Raw genomic sequence first — 16,603 nt, forward strand, 5'->3', positions numbered from 1 at the left:
GCGCGTCACATGCTTTCCAGACTGTCGATCCGCGATATCGTTCTGATCGAGAAGCTGGACATCGACTTCTCGTCCGGTCTTTCGGTGCTGACCGGCGAAACCGGTGCTGGAAAATCCATCCTGCTCGACGCGCTGTCGCTGGCGCTTGGCGCCCGCGGCGACGCCTCGCTGGTGCGGCATGGCGCGGCACAGGGCCAAGTCATCGCCGTGTTCGACGTGCCGCGCAACCATCCTGCCCGCATGCTGCTTGCCGACAACGCTATCGAGGACGATGGCGACATCATCCTGCGCCGCGTGCAGACGGCGGATGGCCGTACCCGCGTCTTCGTCAACGACCAGCCTTCCAGCGTGACACTGATGCGCGATGTCGGTCACGCGCTGGTCGAGATCCACGGCCAGCATGACGAGCGTGCCCTGGTCGATTCCGGCGCCCATCGCGAATTGCTCGACAGTTTTGGCGGTCATCTCGGCGCTGTGCGGGCGACCGGCGAGGCATGGCGGTACTGGCGGGCCTGCGAACTGGAACTTTCGCGGCATCGTGCCAAGGTGGAAGCGGCGGCCCGCGAGGCCGACTATCTGCGCGCCGCGGTCGCCGAATTGACGAAGCTCGATCCCCAGCCAGGCGAGGAAGCCGACCTCGCCGAGTTGCGCGCCTCGATGATGCGGGCGGAAAAGATCGCCTCGGAAATCCACGATGCGCAAGATGTGCTCTCGGGCCCGTCTTCGCCCCTGCCGCAACTCGCCAGCCTGTTGCGACGGCTGCAGCGCAAGGTGACCGAGGCGCCCGGCCTGCTCGAAGACGTGGTCAAATCGCTCGATGAGGCGATGCTGTCGCTCGACGCAGCGCAATCGGGCGTGGAAGCGGCACTTCGCGCCACCGAATACGATCCGCGGCGGCTGGAACAGGCCGAGGAGCGGCTGTTTTCGCTGCGCGCCGCCTCACGCAAGCACAGTGTGGCGGTCCACGATCTGGCGCAATTGCGCGATACGATGGCCGCCGATCTCGCCGATCTCGACGCCGGCGAGGAGCGCCTGCACGGGCTGCAGAAGCAGGCCGCCGCCGCGTGCGAGACCTATGACATTTCCGCTGCCCAGCTTTCGTCGCTTCGCCATGCGGCGGCGGTCGGATTGACCAAGGCGGTGATGGCCGAACTGCCGGCGCTGAAGCTCGAACGGGCAGCCTTCATCGTCGAGATGGCAAGCGAGGCCGAGAGCCGCATGGAAGACGGCATCGATCAGGTCGAGTTCTGGGTGCGCACCAATCCTGGCACAAGACCGGGCCCGATGATGAAAGTCGCCTCCGGTGGCGAACTTTCGCGGTTCCTGCTGGCGCTGAAGGTGGCGCTGGCCGACCGCGGCTCGGCGCCGACGTTGGTGTTCGATGAAATCGACACCGGCGTTGGCGGCGCGGTGGCTGACGCCATCGGGCAAAGGCTGGCGCGGCTGTCGAAGCGCGTGCAGGTGCTTTCGGTCACGCACGCGCCGCAAGTGGCGGCACGCGCGGCGACGCATTTCCTGATCTCCAAATCCGGCGGCGCCGATCGCGTCGCCACCGGCATCGCCGAGATGGACCGGGCGGCGCGCCAGGAAGAGATCGCGCGGATGCTTGCCGGGGCGACCATCACCGACGAGGCGCGTGCGGCCGCCGAGCGGCTGCTTCGCGAAAACACAGCAGCATAGCGGAGCTCATGCTCGGCGTCGTGGATCGAGTCAGGATGTGGCTCCATCCCGCTGTTCAGCAATGATTTTTTCGTGCCCGGTCTCTCCCTCATGAGAGAATCCTGTTCTATTGTGTCGCGCCATCGGGAAGGGAGCAATGCATGGCCGAAAAACCAGTTGATTCGCTCAGCGAAAGCGAGGCCGCAAGCGAGCTAAAGCGGCTGGCGGCTGAGATCGCCGAGCATGACCGGCGCTACCACACCGAGGATGCACCGATTATAACGGACGCGGAATATGACGCGCTAACGCGGCGCAACCTCGCCATCGAACAGCGCTTCCCCGCTTTGGTGCTAGAGGATTCGCCATCGCGCCAAGTGGGCGCGCCACCGGCGGAAGGCTTTGCCAAGGTGCGCCATGCGGTGCCGATGCTCAGTCTCGCCAAGGCCTATACCGACCAGGACGTCACCGACTTCATCGAACGTGGCCGGCGATTCTTTGATCGCGACAAGGATCTCGATATCGCCTTCACGGCTGAGCCGAAGATCGACGGGCTATCGGCTTCTTTGCGTTATGAAGGTGGTGTGTTCGTGCAGGGAGCAACGCGCGGCAACGGCTCCGTTGGGGAGGACATCACCGCCAATCTCAGGACAATCGCCGACATTCCCAAGACACTGAAGGGCTCAGGCTGGCCTGATATCATCGAAATACGCGGTGAGGTCTATATGACCTATGCAGAATTCAAGGCGTTGAAGGAACGGTCGGCAGCGGTCGGCGGCCAGGACTACGTCAATCCGCGCAACACTGCGGCCGGTTCCTTGCGCCAGAAGGATCCGTCCGTTACCGCCAGCCGCAAACTCAACTTCTTTGCCTACGCATGGGGCTATACATCCGAGGACCCAGCTCCGACCCAATACGATTCAGTGCAAAGATTCGCGGAGTGGGGGTTCAAGATCAGTCCGCTGATGGTGCGGGCAAAGTCGGTCGAGGAACTGGTCGCGCACTATCACCTTATCGAGGCCCAGCGCTCATCGCTTGGCTACGACATCGACGGCGTCGTCTACAAGATCGACCAGTTGGAGTTGCAGCGTAGATGGGGTTTCGTCACCGGCGAACCACGCTGGGCCATCGCCCACAAATTTCCGGCTGAACAGGCGATGACGACCGTGCTTAGGATCGACATTCAGGTTGGCCGTACCGGCACGCTGGCGCCCGTTGCACGGCTAGCTCCCGTCACCGTTGGCGGCGTGGTGGTCGAAAATGTCACGCTTCACAACGAAGACTACATCAAGGGTCTGGACAGCAACGGCCAGCCGATCCGCGACGGTTATGACGTACGTATCGGCGACACAGTCGTGATCCAGCGGGCAGGGGACGTTATTCCGCAGATCGTCAGCGTCGTTATCGACAAGCGTCCGCCTGATGCCGTGCCCTACGAATTCCCGCACAAATGTCCGATCTGCGGCTCACCGGCGACGCGCGAGATCAACGAAAAGACCGGCAAGGAAGATTCCCGCCGACGCTGCACCGGCGAACTGATCTGTCCCGCGCAGGCCGTCGAAGGATTGCGCCACTTTGTGTCACGCGGCGCCATGGATATCGAAGGCCTGGGCGCCGAATACATAGACCTGTTCTTCAATGCGGGGTTGATCAAAACAGCCGCCGATATCTTTACTCTCAGGGATCGCCGTCCCGCAGTCACCAAGGCTCTGGCTGAGCGGCGCGAGGAGCAGGCCAGACAGCGCGAGGCCGCATCGGGCAAGACGCGCAAGAATGTACGCGGTGTCGAGGAACGCAACTACGAAGGTCTCGACAAGCTCTTCGCCGCCATCGACGCTCGCCGCGAACCAGAACTAGATCGCTTCATCTTCGCGCTGGGCATCCGCCATATCGGTGAAACGACGGCCGCTGTGCTTGCCCGATCCTTCTCGACCATTGAGGAGCTGATCCGCATCGGCAAGGACACAGCAGCGGCTGCCGATCCACACACCGTTTTCCCATCTATCAACGGCATCGGCGACACGGTGATAGGTGCGCTTCGCGATTTCTTCGGCAATGAACGCAACGACGACGTGCTTGAAGCGCTGCTCGCGCAGGTCCACCCGAAACCGTACATTGTAAACGTCTCGGCCGACAGCGCGGTCGCCGGCAAGACGATCGTGTTTACAGGCACGCTGGAAAAGATGACACGCCCCGAAGCCAAGGCGATGGCGGAACGTCTCGGCGCGAAGGTCGCGGGCTCGGTTTCTGCGAACACCGATCTCGTCGTTGCCGGGCCAGGTGCTGGCTCCAAGCTCAAGCTTGCCACCGAACTCGACATCGAGGTGATTGACGAAGACGCTTGGTTGGCGCGGATCGGCAAGGCGTGACGGTGGCGTTCAGCGGTTTCGGCCAAAACGCCATTCCCTTCCTCAAGGCGCTCGATTTTCATCAGAGCCGGGAGTGGTTTCTGGAAAACCGCGACCTCTTCGAAAGCGAGCTGCGCGACCCCTTCGGCGATCTGGTCGAAGCGCTCTCCGAGCGCTTCGCGGCAGCGGGGCTGGGCTTGCGCGGCGATCGCAAGAAGTCGCTGTTCCGGATCAATCGCGACGTGCGCTTCGCCAGGGACAAGCGGCCCTACAACCGGCATCTGTCGGCAATCCTCTCGCCTGATGGCACCAAGATGGAACAGGGCGTGTTCTTCATCCATATCGGGCTTGAGCGCTGTTTTGCCGGCGTCGCCTGGTGGCAGCCCGGACCGGCGCTGCTGCTGGCAATGCGCAACGCCATCGCGACGCGGCCGGGTGAATTCCGGGCGCTGATCGAGGCGCTGAAGCAAAACCGCCTCGAACTCGATGCGGAAGGCTGCATGAAGCGCGCGCCACGCGGCTTCGAGCATGTCACGGCGGCCGATCTCGCGGCGGCCATCCGCAACCGGCATTTCGCCGTCCGGCACGAAATCGACCCTGCGGGAATCCACGGGCCGGCGCTGGTCGACGAGCTGGTCGATTTCGCCTTACGGGCCAAGCCGCTGCTCGACTGGGGCAGGGCGATCGAAGCCAAGGTCCCGGTGGACTGAGCACTGGCCGAAACGCGCACGCCTGAACCTGCGACGAGGATCACTTCCGCTGATCGTTGGCTCAAGCGAATTGGTGTGACAAGGCTGACAGCGCTCCCTACATACCAGCTTTCCCCCGCATCGGCCCGAAAATCGGGATCGATTTTCGGATGGCCCGACGCGTGGATTCAAAGTGTTAGAGCGTCCTTTGATCGTCCAAAAGGACGAGCGGCGCTCTAAGGTGTGGCTGATGTCGGCGGAAGCAATCTCCGAAAACCGCGCAAAAAGCGATTTCTGGCAAGGCGTGCGGCTCAGCATGCCCGTCGTGGTGGCGGCGGCGCCGTTTGGACTGCTGTTCGGGGCGCTCGCCGTCGACAACGGATTTTCGGTGCTTGAAGCCTTGCTGATGAGCGCCATGGTTTTCGGCGGCGCCAGCCAGATGGTCGGCATCGAATTGTTCGGGCAGCATGTCGCGCCATGGCTGATCGTGCTGTCGATCTTCGCCGTGAATTTCCGCCATGTGCTTTACTCCGCGGGCATCGGCCGGCGCATCGCGCACTGGCCGCCGCTGCAGCAGGCGGTCGGCTATTTCCTGCTCACCGATCCGCAGTTCGCCGTGGCCGAGCGCAAGGCGGAGGCTGGCGAGACGGTCGGCTTCGCCTGGTATATGGGGCTTGGCCTGCCGGTCTATGTGTTCTGGGTGACCGAAAGCGCGCTTGGCGCGGTATTCGGCAGGCTTATTCCCGATACCCATGCGCTGGGCATCGATTTTCTGCTGCCGATCTATTTCCTCGGACTGGTCATGGGCTTTCGCAAACGGCCGCTGTGGCTGCCGGTGGTCGTCGCCAGTGCTGCTGCTTCCATCATCGCCTACGAGACGGTGGGCTCGCCCTGGCACGTCTCGATTGGCGCCGTGGCTGGCGTGCTGCTCGCGGTCATCCTGCCGCCGCGCCACAGCGGCGTGGAGGCGCGGCCATGAGCACGACCTTCTGGATCATCATCGCCGGCGCGATCGCGACCTATCTGACCCGCATCGGCGGCCATCTGGTGATCTCGCGCTTCGAAAACATCCATCCGCGCGTCGAGGCCGGGCTGAACGCCGTGCCTGCCGCAGTGCTGACGACGCTGGTGGCGCCGGCAGCACTTGGCGGCGGGCCGGCGGAATGGGCGGCATTGATCGTCGCCGGGCTGGTCTCGCTGCGCGGCGGGCTTATGGCGATGTTTTTGGCCGGCGCCGTCGTGCTGGTGCTGGCCCGGCAATTCGTCGGATAACCGGACCGGCTGAGTACGCCAGTCCTATTTGCGCACGATGTTGGAGATCGCGGGATCGAATTGACCTCCTGCAAAGAGCCTACGCATCGTCTCTTGCGGATCGAGACCAAACGTTTCGGCTGATGTCACCGCAATCAGCGCGTCGAGGTCGAGCGTCGGGGCGAGGTCGCGTCCTTGGTAGAGTGCACCGGTAGACAGTCCCGGCCAGTCGGCCAGCACCCGCCCGCCATTCACCGCTCCGCCAGCGATCATCGCAGCCGATGCCGTACCGTGGTCGGTGCCGCCAGTGCCGTTGACGGCGACAGTGCGGCCGAACTCGGTGGCGACCAGCACGGTCGTATCCTTCCAGATATCGCTGAGGCCAACGTGCAGCCCATCGATGAGCGCGTCGAGCGCTCTGAGTTGGTTGGCCAGCCTGGCTTGCTGGCCACTATGGGTGTCCCAGCCGCTGGTTTCGATCATGGCAACGCGCGGACCGTCGGCCTTGGAGAGGAAGCCCGCAGCGGTGCGGCCGACGCTCGCTGCATCCTTGCGCTGCGCGTTCACCGCGCCCAACGCCCGTGTCTCCATCGCGCTGCTCCACAGCGCATGCAGCTGTTCGTCGGCGACATAGAGCTTGCCGACGCGCATCATCAGGTCGTCCGGCGCCTCCGGCAGGGCGGACGGCGCATAGGAGGTGACGTCTGCCTCGCCTCGCAGCGCCAGCGGGATGATCGGTGCAAAAGCGATTGCTTCGCCGCGAGACTTCGGCAGCATGCCGACCAGCCGGTTCAGCCAACCGTCCTTGCGCTCATAGGGCGAGCTGCCGCCGCTTTCGAGCACATTTTGACCATCGAAATGCGAGCGCTCGCGATAGGGCGAAGCGACCGCGTGGACGAACAGCGCCTGCTTGTCCTGATGCAGCTTGCGGAGACCGGTGAGCGAAGGATGCAGGCCAAACGTGCCGTCAAGCTTTATCGGATCGTCGATGGCCAATGGGCCGCGCAGTGCGCGGTAGGCGGGGTCGGCATAGGGAACGATGGTGTCCAGCCCGTCCGCGGCGCCGCGCTGGATGATGAAAACGAAGCGGCGATCGGTTTCCACATTGGCGAAGACGATGCGCGGCGCGATCAGCGAGCCGAGGCCGGCGCCGGCGAGAGTAAGGAATTGACGGCGTTCCATCTTGGTCATCTCCTCTGGAAATCATCTTCGCTGAAAGTCATCTTCGTTGGAATTCGGGCGACACGAGCAGCAGCGCGATGCCGGTGCGCCGGCTCTCGGCGCGCTCGATCTCGGCCATCGTCAGGTCGCTGAGTGAGCCGGCAAAGAGTTTTCGCGCGAGATCTCGCGGATGGATTTCGCCAACCTGCGCGGCGAGGCGCTGCGCCACCTCGACCCGGCGGACCAGTGCGTCGGGTGCTGCCCAGCTCCCGGCAACATCGTCATAGCCGGCCGGCGAACGCGGCCGCCATGCCGGTTGGCCGAGTTGGTTGAGCAGTTGCGCCAGACGCGGCTTGCCGAGTTCGCTGCGGCCCAGGCCGCGCAGCGCCGAGATCGTCCATTCCCACGGCGTCTTGAACTTCGCCGCTGCTGGTTGCCAGGCTTCTGGACTGTCGAGGAGCGCGCGGTAGACGGCGACGAGATCGCCCTTTGACCGGCGAAAGGCTTCGGCGAGCCGCGTCACGACCGCGGCCGGCGGCTCGTCGGCGATGAAGTGGCGCGCCAGCTTGGTTGCGATGTGCGTTGCGGTTGCCTCGGCCGCCGCGAGGTCGCCGAGCACGGCGAGCGCCTGTTTGTCGCCGCGCTGGTCGTAGGTCTGGCCGATGATCGTGCGTTGGCCCGGTTCGTGCAGCCCGGGTCGAAAGGTGAAAGCGCCGGCCTGGCCTCGCCCTTTAGCGCGTCCGGTGCTGAAACCGGTCAGCGCCAGTGCGAATTCGGTCACGTCGGCCTGGCTGTAGCCGGAGCGTGCACCGAGTGTGTGCAGTTCCATGATTTCGCGGGCCAGGTTCTCGTTGATGCCGGGTTTGCGCTTGGCGCTGCGTTTTGCGGCGCGTTTGGCAACTTTCGAGTTGGGACCGATCGAGCGCACCTGGTCGAGATAGAACAGCATCGCCGGGTGGCGCTCGGCGGCGAGCAGCATATCTTCGAAGCGGCCGAGCACATGTGGGCGGATCGCCTCGCGCTCGAAGGCGCCGGCGATCAGGGTCACCTGCGGTTTCTCCGCCGAGATGGCGAAATGGTTCGACCAGAAATGCACGAGCCGTTCGACGAAGGGGGTCGATGTTTCGAGCGCTGCGCGTGCTCGCATGTCGACCTCGTCGCGATAAAGCGCTTGAGCCTCCTGGCGTGCCGCCTTGCGGGCGGCCATCTTTGCGGCCGCGTCGGCGTCTTTGGCCTCGAGCATCGCTTCGGCATAGCCGGCGCCGAGTGTGGCCGAGTCCTGCGCGCCGGAAAAGACCGCCGGGTTTGCGTCGTAACTTTCGAACTGAGCTATCAGCAAGGATTTCGGGTCGGCCGGCGCCTCGTCGTCGGGCCGGGCGCCCAGGCCGAATCGGTTGAGCGCAACCGCGACATCGCTCGGACTTGCCAATGGTGCCTCCGTCAGCATTGCTTTTGGAGGCTTCAACGCGGCAGCGACTGGAATCCGTCGCTGTTTCCAGCGCTATTTTTCGCCCGCTCGGCGCAGCATGTTGCTGCGGCCGCGCAGGCCGTCGACAAGTCGCGCCCTGTCGGCTGGCGTCAGTCCCGTCGCGAAGGTCACGATTGCCTGTTCGAGCCAGCCGCGCAGCGCCATATCGGCTTGCCGGACCGAGGCGAGCGTCTCATTGACCGCCGCTGCGTCGATCGGCTCAGCCTCGATCAGGCGCGCCACCGCCTCGCGGCCGACCCGAGCCGCTTCGATGTCGGCAGCCGACTGGCGCCGCGCCTCTGCGAGCGCCTGGCGGAACGCCTTGCGCTGGTCGGGCGACAGGCCGGCCGCGGCGAAGCGCAGGCCGCGCTGGTCGCCCGCTCTGTCGCGCTGCCCCTGCTGCGCCTGCCATATATAGCCAGCGCCGGCGGCGGCGCCGAGCACGAAGACGTTCAGTGCCAACGAGACGGCAAGCAGGATCCTGATGCTGCGTTCGCTCATTGCACGTCCCCCTGCATGTCGCCGAATGCGGTCAGCGCATAGGTGTCGCCATCGTCAGGGGCGCTGTTGGGCGTCAGCAGCACGGCGACTGTCAGCGCCCCGGCCAGCGCGCCCGCCAGTCCGATGCCGGCCAATCCGGCACACCGCCAGACGAGTTGGGTGCAGCGCCAAAGCGCAGACGGCGCCGTGGCGACGATCCTTCGCGCGAGCGCGCCGTCCGGAACTGCGACGCGATGGTGCGACAGCAGATCGTCGAGCTCCACCGCCGGTGCAAGTGCGGCTTCGGCTTCAACCGGGTTGGCGGCGATGAACTCCAGCGCCGCCGCCCGCTCGTTCTCAGGCCAGCGCTGCGGGGACCCGCCATAGGCGGCAACGAGCTCGGAAAACCTCTCTGGAGTCATGTCATTTCGTCCCTGTCTCGTCCGAGCCTGGAGCGCAGCTGCCGCCGTGCCCGCGACAGGAGGCTTTCCAATGCCTCGATGCTGATCCCCATGACTTCTGCCGCATCGCTGTTCGAAAGCTCCTGATAATACTGCAGCACGATCGCCTCGCGCTGGCGCTCCGGCAGCTCGGCCAGCGCGCGCCGCACCTGGTGCCGATCGTCGGCCGCGAGCATATCCGCTTCTGCGCCCGGGCGTTCGTCGGGGCGATCGGGAAGTTCCGCCACCGGCGTCTCCCGCCGCCTGCGCAGCCGGTCGTAGCAGAGATTGAGCGCGACGCGATGCAGCCAGGTGTCGAACTTCGCCTCGCCGGCGCGCCAGCCCGGAGCCGCCCGCCAGATGCGCAAGAAGGTCTCCTGCGCGACATCCTCGGCCTCGCCGCGGTCGCCCAGCATTCGCGTGGCGAGACGGATCAGCCGCGGCAGCTTGCGCTCGACCATGGCTTCCACCGCAGCCGCATTGTTCTGAGCGATCAGCGCCAGAAGCCGCTCGTCGGTTTCGCCCACGTTCTGCCTTCTCGTTCCACCACGCCAGACCTTGTGCCGACACGACCGTCATCCTGCACCCGCCATGTGTCTTCAACGGGTTTCAAAGCGAAATCCGTCGGCGACCGTGCCAGGGCGATAGAAATGGTCCTGGTCTCGCGGCACACCATTGGCGGAATGTTCTGTTGAAGGACGCCCCACCAATCATTCCTGGAAGGTCGCCTTTCTACGGTATCCTCCCGTCCATCTCCGGGAACAGGACGACGCTTTCCTGAGCGGTCGGTTCGTTGCGGGCGCCAATAAAAATGGCCGGCGTGCTTGCCCTGTTCACTGCAACGTGGAGCACGTTGGCCGGAATATAGAGATAGTCGCCGGGATGCACGACATCCCGAAATTGCAGTTCGTCCCCGCTCCACATCTCCAGCTCCTCTCCGCTCAGCATATAAAATGCTGTTTCGTGACGTGCGTGGACGTGGGCCTTGGTCCGTTTCCCCGGAGGCATCGTGACGACACCCAGCCAAAGCGCCTTCGCGCCGACGGTCTCAGCACTTATTCCCGGCAGATAGTCCGACCCCTGTTCGGCTCGATAAGCCTCGCCACCCCCGACGACTACAGCTTTTCTGTCGCTGGGCGTGACGTTGTCCGCTCCGGACGCTTGCTTCAACATCGTCATTTTGACCTCCATATGTGTTAGTCTGTGCGAAGAACGGCCAAGATGACCGCACGTCCGGCGGGAGTCCTAAAAGGGGAGGCGAAAAGTTCCGAATTCTTCCGAAGCCGGCAAGCGGAGTGCCGTAGCGCCGCGATGCTTAGCGTTCGGCCCGTTCGTGCTGGACATGCTGCGCGGGGGGCTTGTCCGCGAGGGCCGGCCGGTTGCGCTCGGGCACAAAGGCTTGTCGTTGCTTCAAGCCCTGCTGGAGGCACCGGCTCAAGTGCTGAGCAAGACGGCGCTTATGGAAGCGGCTTGGCCCGATACCGTTGTCGAAGAAAGCAATCTCTCTGTGCAGATTGCCGCCCTGCGCAAGCTGCTCGGGCCACAGCCAGACGGCAGCGAGTGGATCGCCACGGTTCCCCGCACCGGATATCGTTTCGCCGGCAGCGTCCATGTGCTGGACGCCGCTGCAGACGGCGCGCTGCCAAGTTCCGGCCAGCCGCCGGGATTCTCCGAAAGACCGTCCATCGCGGTCTTGCCGTTCGCCAATGTCAGCGGCGACAGGGAACAGGCCTATCTGGCTGACGGCATCACGGCGGACATCATCACAGCACTGACGAAGTTCCGCTGGTTTCGGGTGATCGGCCGCAATTCCAGCTTTATCTACAAGGACAAGCCCGTCGACTCCAAACAGGTGGTCCGCGAGCTTGGCGTCCGTTATGTGCTGGAAGGCAGCGTGCGCCGGTCCGGCCAGCACATCCGGGTCTCGACGCAATTGGTCGATGCGGCCTCGGCCAATCAGATCTGGGCCGAACGATACGAGATGGAACTGACGGAGGCATTCGCCGTCCAGGATGCCATAGCCGAGCGGGTGGCTGGGGCGATCGAGCCCGAACTTCTCAAGACGGAGTCGCTTCCAGCCGCTGCACGCAGCAGCGGAAACGCGACGGCCTGGGACCTGGTGCGGCAAGGTACCTGGCATTTCCACCACGTCGGCCGTCAGACTCACTTGAGTGCCCGCAGGCTGTTCCGGGAGGCATGCAGGCTCGATCCTGAACTCGCAGAGGCCCACCTTTGGCTCGGTCGCGTCAGCGCCGGCATCGTCGCTTACGGCTGGAGTGACGAACCGCAACGGGACATCCGGGAAGGCCTCGATGCAGCCTTGAAGGCGGTTCGGCTCGATGAGAAGAATCCCTATTCGCATTACGCGCTGGCCATCTGCAGCATCTACGCCAATGCACCGGAACAGGCTATTCTTGCCGCGGAAAAGGCGATCGAGATCAGCCCAAGCTTCGCCCTTGGTCATCTGGTGATGGGAATGGGGCAGCTTTTCCGCGGCAGCGCATCCGAGGCAATAGCGCCGCTCGAACACGGCCTTATGTTGAACCCTTACGATCCGCAGAACTTCGTCTGGTTCAATATCCTGGCGCTCGCCTACCTGTTTGGAGGACAGGCAGGCGAGGCGCTTGCCGCGGCCATCAAGGCGCGCAAGATCGCTCCGGCATGGCGGCCCACCCACGAAACACTAGCCTGCTGCTACGTTTCGCTCGGCCGCTTGCCGGAGGCTGGATCTTGCGTTGAGCTGATGCGGGAAATGGAAAACCCTTCAGGCGATGCCTTGGCGCCGTTCAGGCTGCGCAATCCACATTGGGCAGACGAGATGGCGCATCTGTTGAAGAAAGCCGGTTGGCAGCGATAAAGCCACAGGCCGTTCCCGGCCTTGCCGAAAATCAGATCTTTGCATCGTGCGGCAGCGGTGCGGTCGCCTTTTCCAGCCAGGCCAGCGCCTCGCCGTCGAGCATCGGTCCGATCTCGGCCAGTACGCGGGCGTGGTATGTGTCGAGCCAATGCAACTCGTCGCGCGTCAAAAGGTCCGATCGCACCAGCCTGGTGTCGATCGGCGCCAGCGTCAGCGTCTCCAAGCCGTGCATGGCGATGTCGCCGCCCTTTATCGGCTCGGCCGGCGTCACCAGGATGAGATTCTCGATGCGGATGCCGTAAGAACCTTCCTTGTAGTAGCCGGGCTCGTTGGAGACGATCATGCCTGCCAGCAGCTTTTCGGTGCCGGTCCTGGCGATGCGTTGCGGGCCCTCGTGCACGGCCAGATAGGAGCCGACGCCATGGCCGGTGCCATGGGCGAAATCGCAACCGTGTTTCCACAGGGCAAGGCGCGCCACGGCGTCGATCTCGGAGCCGCGCGTGCCCGGGGGAAAGCGCAGCATGGAAATGCCGATCATGCCCTTCAGCACCAGCGTGAAGCGTTCGCGCATTTCCTCGGTCGGTGTGCCGATCGGCACGGTGCGGGTGATGTCGGTGGTGCCGTCCTGATACTGCCCGCCCGAATCGAGCAGGAACAGTTCGCCAGACTGAAGCTTTCGGCTGGTGGCGCGGGAAACGCGGTAGTGCATGATGGCGCCGTTCGGGCCGGCGCCGGCGATGGTGTCGAAGGACACGTCGCGCAGCGGCATCTGTGTTTCCTCGCCGGTGCTGCGGCGGCACTCCTCGAGCTTGGTGACGACCGCGATCTCGTCGAGCCTGCCCGGTTCCTGGCGGTCGAGCCAGCAAAGCAGCTTGGCAACGGCGGCGCCATCGCGGCGGTGCGCGGCGCGGGCGCCGCTGATCTCGGCCTGGTTTTTCGTCGCGCGCGGAATGCGGGCAGGGTCGGGTGCGGTGATGACCGTGCCGCCATTGTCCTCGACCAGCATTCTCAGTCTCTCCGCCGCCAGCACCGGATCCAGCGCGATCTTCGCGCCGCCCTTGGCCAGGGCTGCGATAGCAGCTTCGAATTCACCGGGTTCGTGCAATTCGGCGAGCTGCGTCAGATAGGCCGCGACGGTGCGTGAAAACTTACGCTGGTCCATGAAAAGCAGGTGCGATCGATCGGCGGCGAGCACGGCGAAGCCGAGCGCCAGCGGCGTGTGCGGCACATCGCCGCCGCGGATGTCGAAGGCCCAGGCGATGGAGGACGGGTCGGTCAACACGGCATGGGTGGCGCCATCCTTGCCGATCGACTCGGCCAGCCGCGCCAGCTTGTCCTTGGCCAATTCGCCGGCAAAGCCGATAGGATGAAGCTCGACCGGCGCCAGCGGCGGTTCGGGCTGGTTCTCCCAAATGGCGTCGATCGGATTCCTCTCGAGCGGCACCAATGTCGCCCCGGATTTTTCGGCCGACGCTTTCAGCGCTTTCACGTCGCCGATCGTCTGCAGCCACGGATCGAAGCCAAGCCGCACGCCCTTGCCGAGATTGTCCTTTATCCAGGCGGCGGGCGGATTGTCGATCAGGCTTTCGATCGAAAAGATGTCGAGATCGACCTCGTGGCGCACCTGCAGCGTGTAGCGGCCGTCGACGAACATGATGGCACGGTCGCCGAGCACGATGGCGACGCCGGCCGAGCCGCTGAAGCCGGTCAGCCATTTCAGCCGCGCCGAGCGGTCGGCGACATATTCGCCCTGATGCTCGTCGGCACGAGGCACGATGAAGCCATCCAGCCCGTTGGCTCTCAGCCATTGACGCAGCAGCGCCACACGCGGCTTGCCGACAGTGGGGTCGCCTGCGGATTCAAAGGTCTGGAACATCATGGCCTCTCCTCGGATGCTGGATGTGAGCGGCGGACTTTCAAGTCGAACCGTGCCGCCGCTCACATCTAGCCTCTTGTTTGAGCATCGGGTTTTCCCAAAACCGGTTTCCACTTTTGGGCCCGATGCTTTGGCGCGACCGTAGCGCATGACCCCGGAAATCGGAATCGACTTTTGCTGCGCCAGGCGCAGGCCGGATTCGGTCCAGCAGGGCAATCGCTTCAGGTCTGCGCTGCCCCTCATTGCCCTGCCCGTCCTCCGCAGCAGCTGCGGAGGATGGACCGGACTCTCCCCGTATAGTGACGGAGAAGGTACCGGCAGGCGGATGAGGGGCGGCGCCGGCATCGACAGTGGTCATCGACGTGCGCTTTTGCGCATGGACGCCATGCAGAATCAGCGATTTTCAAAAAGGTCAGCAGAGCTTACCTTTTCGACGTGGAGGAACGAGTCTTACTGCCCTGCAAAGGAGACCATCATGTCCACGAATTCAGCCAGACGCGGATTTTTCAGAAGCGCTGTGAACGCTCTCATCGAAGCGCGCCAGCGCGAAGCGAGCCGTTATGTGAGCGGCGTTCTGCTTGGCTTTGACGACGAAACGCTGAAAGCCAACGGCTACAATCGCGAAGAACTGAAGAAGGCGGCAAGGTCGCGCTACGTCTGAGCGATTTTGCGGTGTGCGACTGAAGGCGCTGCGCGTCACCGCTTGAGGTGGATTGTCACCCAGCCTTCGCGATGCAACGTGCTGACATGGCGGAACTGCTGGCCGACATAGGCCGAGATCACCGCGTCGCGCTGCCGGTCGAGGATGCCTGACAGCACGATCGAGCCGCCCAAGGCGATATACCCGGCCATTTCGGGCGCCAGCCGCATCAGCGGCCGCGCCAGTATGTTGGCGACGATGAGGCCAAAAGGGCGGCGCGCGGCAAAGATCGGATGATGAAAGCCCGGCGCTGTCACCGTTTCGACGAGCGCCTTGACGTGATTGAGCCGCGCGTTGGCGGCGGCGACTTTTGTGGCGACCGGATCGATGTCGGTCGCCAGCACCGGGATATGGGCGAGCTTGGCCAGCGCGATGGCCAGCACCGCGCTGCCGGTGCCGAGGTCGAGCGCGTTGCGCGGGCGCTCGCGCCGCACGACCTGTTCCAGCATTTCGAGGCAGCCGGCGGTTGTGCCGTGATGGCCGGTGCCGAAAGCCAGGCCCGCCTCGATCTCGATGGCGAGCTCGCCGCTGTGGCGCTTCCTGCGGTCATGCGCGCCGTGGACGAAGAAACGGCCGGCGCGCACCGGCTTCAGTCCCTCCAGCGAACGCGTCACCCAATCGATATCAGGTACGGGCTCGCGCGCAATCGGCCTCGACAGGGCCAGCCTGGCAAGGATCTCCTTCAAGCGCGCCTCGACGGCATCGACATCGCCGTCGGCATAGAGCGACACTTCGTGGATGTCGCGGTCCTCGTCGACTTCGACCAAGCCAATCGGCAGGCCCTCATCTTCGAATGCCGCTTCGAACGCCGCGAAGATACGGTCGGCCTCGATCTTTCCAGTGCTGAAGTAAAGCCGCGTTTGGGTCATCAAACGATTTTCTTTGTGCGCATGATCTTATCCGAAATCCGGTTCCCACTGTTCGCTGGTGCGGAGCTTCGGTTCGGGATCATGCACTAGCCTGCCGCCGCCAGCCGCTTGAGCTTGGCGATGGCGGTGTCGGGGCTTTCGCCATAAGCGATGGTGCCGGCGAAATCGCCCCTGGCGTTGAGCAGCAGCACCGAAGCGGTGTGGTCCATCGTGTAGTCGCCGTCGCCGGTATCGACCTTTTTCGAATAGATGCCGAAGGATTTGGCCATGGCGCGGACGTTGTCCGGGTCGCCGGTGATGCCGAGGATGCGGTCGGAGAAGTTGCTGATATAGGCGTTCATGATTTCGGGCGTGTCGCGCTCCGGGTCGACCGTCACGAAATAGGCGCGCAGGTTCTTGCCATCGTCACCCATCGTCTTCAGCCAGCCGGCCAGTTCGAACAGCGTGGTCGGGCAGACTTCCGGGCAGTGGGTGAAGCCGAAGAAGACGACGCTGGGGTGGTCGCGAAAGGCAGACTCGCTGATCGGAGCGCCATTCTGGTCGACCAGCGTGAACGGCGCGCCGAACGGCTCGCCGCCATAATGCCCGCGGTACCACTCGAAGGTGAGCCAGCCGATGCCCGCCGCCATCAGGACGAGAATGCCGACCAGTATTGAACGCATCATCAATTGGCTGTCCGTCGCGATTTTTCATTGGCGCCGTGTCGGCGCCTTTGGAGCTTGTTGGGCGAACACTCTTAACGGTTTGATCTCGCTCGCGCAAAGATGTCGCGTTGCCGCAACCGGCTTTCCCTTAAAAAATGATCCGC

Annotated in this window: 15 protein-coding genes and 1 pseudogene; 7 read left to right on the top strand and 9 right to left on the bottom strand. The window is 64.1% G+C overall.

The genetic code is table 11. From position 1 onward, the window contains the following. Positions 1-9: 9 nt before the first annotated feature. From recN to AC0L18_RS20705, 5 genes are all read left to right on the top strand, one after another. Entirely contained in the window at positions 10-1,680 is a 1,671-nt protein-coding gene (gene recN / locus AC0L18_RS20685) for a DNA repair protein RecN (RefSeq protein WP_473493965.1), read from the top strand. Positions 1,681-1,820: 140 nt separating this feature from the next. After that, a complete protein-coding gene (gene ligA / locus AC0L18_RS20690; RefSeq protein WP_473493966.1) occupies positions 1,821-4,025 on the top strand; it encodes an NAD-dependent DNA ligase LigA in 2,205 nt (734 codons plus the stop codon). After that, the gene (locus tag AC0L18_RS20695; RefSeq protein ID WP_473493967.1) at positions 4,022-4,714 is read left to right on the top strand and encodes a DUF2461 domain-containing protein; all 693 of its coding nucleotides are present in this window, start codon (positions 4,022-4,024) and stop codon (positions 4,712-4,714) included. Before ligA ends, AC0L18_RS20695 begins: the two co-directional genes overlap by 4 nt. Before the next feature lie 229 nt (positions 4,715-4,943). Next, on the top strand, positions 4,944-5,672 hold the full coding sequence (locus tag AC0L18_RS20700) for an AzlC family ABC transporter permease (protein WP_473493968.1): 729 nt from the start codon (positions 4,944-4,946) through the stop codon (positions 5,670-5,672). Continuing rightward, a complete protein-coding gene (locus AC0L18_RS20705) occupies positions 5,669-5,965 on the top strand; it encodes an AzlD family protein (protein WP_473493969.1) in 297 nt (98 codons plus the stop codon). Before AC0L18_RS20700 ends, AC0L18_RS20705 begins: the two co-directional genes overlap by 4 nt. 24 nt (positions 5,966-5,989) lie before the next feature. On the opposite strand, the gene AC0L18_RS20710 is transcribed toward AC0L18_RS20705, so the two are convergent. The 6 genes and pseudogenes from AC0L18_RS20710 to AC0L18_RS20735 all read right to left on the bottom strand — a co-directional run bounded on the left by AC0L18_RS20710 (position 5,990) and on the right by AC0L18_RS20735 (position 10,666). Continuing rightward, positions 5,990-7,126 carry a DUF1501 domain-containing protein gene (locus tag AC0L18_RS20710; protein WP_473493970.1) on the bottom strand — a complete coding sequence of 379 codons (1,137 nt, stop codon included), beginning with the start codon at positions 7,124-7,126 and terminating at the stop codon, positions 5,990-5,992. Between the two features lie 37 nt (positions 7,127-7,163). Continuing rightward, entirely contained in the window at positions 7,164-8,534 is a 1,371-nt protein-coding gene (locus tag AC0L18_RS20715; protein WP_473493971.1) for a DUF1800 domain-containing protein, read from the bottom strand. Positions 8,535-8,606: 72 nt separating this feature from the next. Continuing rightward, positions 8,607-9,074: a periplasmic heavy metal sensor gene (locus AC0L18_RS20720; RefSeq protein ID WP_473493972.1), complete on the bottom strand. Its 468-nt coding sequence runs from the start codon at positions 9,072-9,074 to the stop codon at positions 8,607-8,609. After that, the gene (locus AC0L18_RS20725; RefSeq protein WP_473493973.1) at positions 9,071-9,475 is read right to left on the bottom strand and encodes a hypothetical protein; all 405 of its coding nucleotides are present in this window, start codon (positions 9,473-9,475) and stop codon (positions 9,071-9,073) included. Before AC0L18_RS20725 ends, AC0L18_RS20720 begins: the two co-directional genes overlap by 4 nt. Beyond that, positions 9,472-10,023, bottom strand: a pseudogene (locus tag AC0L18_RS20730) (RNA polymerase sigma factor); the annotation flags it as partial. The pseudogene AC0L18_RS20730 and the gene AC0L18_RS20725, both read right to left, overlap by 4 nt. Positions 10,024-10,225: 202 nt before the next feature. Next, positions 10,226-10,666 (bottom strand): cupin domain-containing protein, encoded by a 441-nt coding sequence (locus AC0L18_RS20735; RefSeq protein WP_473493996.1) that lies wholly within the window; start codon positions 10,664-10,666, stop codon positions 10,226-10,228. Positions 10,667-10,835: 169 nt separating this feature from the next. Here AC0L18_RS20735 and AC0L18_RS20740 point away from each other — a divergent pair, with 169 nt between their 5' ends. Then, complete coding sequence (locus tag AC0L18_RS20740; protein WP_473493997.1) at positions 10,836-12,350, top strand: winged helix-turn-helix domain-containing tetratricopeptide repeat protein; 1,515 nt, start codon at positions 10,836-10,838, stop codon at positions 12,348-12,350. 31 nt (positions 12,351-12,381) lie between these two features. Here the strand turns inward: AC0L18_RS20740 and AC0L18_RS20745 are convergent, their stop codons facing one another. Then, a complete protein-coding gene (locus AC0L18_RS20745) occupies positions 12,382-14,226 on the bottom strand; it encodes an aminopeptidase P family protein (protein ID WP_473493998.1) in 1,845 nt (614 codons plus the stop codon). A gap of 475 nt (positions 14,227-14,701) precedes the next feature. Here AC0L18_RS20745 and AC0L18_RS20750 point away from each other — a divergent pair, with 475 nt between their 5' ends. Then, positions 14,702-14,887 carry a hypothetical protein gene (locus AC0L18_RS20750; protein ID WP_473493974.1) on the top strand — a complete coding sequence of 62 codons (186 nt, stop codon included), beginning with the start codon at positions 14,702-14,704 and terminating at the stop codon, positions 14,885-14,887. Between the two features lie 35 nt (positions 14,888-14,922). Here AC0L18_RS20750 and AC0L18_RS20755 read toward each other — a convergent pair whose 3' ends face one another. After that, on the bottom strand, positions 14,923-15,795 hold the full coding sequence (locus AC0L18_RS20755; protein WP_473493975.1) for a 50S ribosomal protein L11 methyltransferase: 873 nt from the start codon (positions 15,793-15,795) through the stop codon (positions 14,923-14,925). An 86-nt stretch (positions 15,796-15,881) separates the two neighbouring features. Then, a complete protein-coding gene (locus AC0L18_RS20760; RefSeq protein WP_473493976.1) occupies positions 15,882-16,460 on the bottom strand; it encodes an SCO family protein in 579 nt (192 codons plus the stop codon). Positions 16,461-16,603: the final 143 nt, after the last annotated feature.

It is taken from the genome of Mesorhizobium sp. WSM4819 (genome assembly GCF_055811215.1).

Coding starts and splice junctions, on each gene's coding strand:
- ligA (WP_473493966.1), top strand. CDS start 1,821: ATGGCCGAAAAACCAGTTGATTCGCTCAGCGAAAGCGAGGCCGCAAGC.
- AC0L18_RS20750 (WP_473493974.1), top strand. CDS start 14,702: ATGTCCACGAATTCAGCCAGACGCGGATTTTTCAGAAGCGCTGTGAAC.
- AC0L18_RS20705 (WP_473493969.1), top strand. CDS start 5,669: ATGAGCACGACCTTCTGGATCATCATCGCCGGCGCGATCGCGACCTAT.
- AC0L18_RS20710 (WP_473493970.1), bottom strand. CDS start 7,126: ATGGAACGCCGTCAATTCCTTACTCTCGCCGGCGCCGGCCTCGGCTCG.
- AC0L18_RS20760 (WP_473493976.1), bottom strand. CDS start 16,460: ATGATGCGTTCAATACTGGTCGGCATTCTCGTCCTGATGGCGGCGGGC.
- AC0L18_RS20720 (WP_473493972.1), bottom strand. CDS start 9,074: ATGAGCGAACGCAGCATCAGGATCCTGCTTGCCGTCTCGTTGGCACTG.
- AC0L18_RS20755 (WP_473493975.1), bottom strand. CDS start 15,795: ATGACCCAAACGCGGCTTTACTTCAGCACTGGAAAGATCGAGGCCGAC.
- recN (WP_473493965.1), top strand. CDS start 10: ATGCTTTCCAGACTGTCGATCCGCGATATCGTTCTGATCGAGAAGCTG.
- AC0L18_RS20700 (WP_473493968.1), top strand. CDS start 4,944: ATGTCGGCGGAAGCAATCTCCGAAAACCGCGCAAAAAGCGATTTCTGG.
- AC0L18_RS20745 (WP_473493998.1), bottom strand. CDS start 14,226: ATGTTCCAGACCTTTGAATCCGCAGGCGACCCCACTGTCGGCAAGCCG.
- AC0L18_RS20725 (WP_473493973.1), bottom strand. CDS start 9,475: ATGACTCCAGAGAGGTTTTCCGAGCTCGTTGCCGCCTATGGCGGGTCC.
- AC0L18_RS20735 (WP_473493996.1), bottom strand. CDS start 10,666: ATGTTGAAGCAAGCGTCCGGAGCGGACAACGTCACGCCCAGCGACAGA.
- AC0L18_RS20740 (WP_473493997.1), top strand. CDS start 10,836: ATGCTGCGCGGGGGGCTTGTCCGCGAGGGCCGGCCGGTTGCGCTCGGG.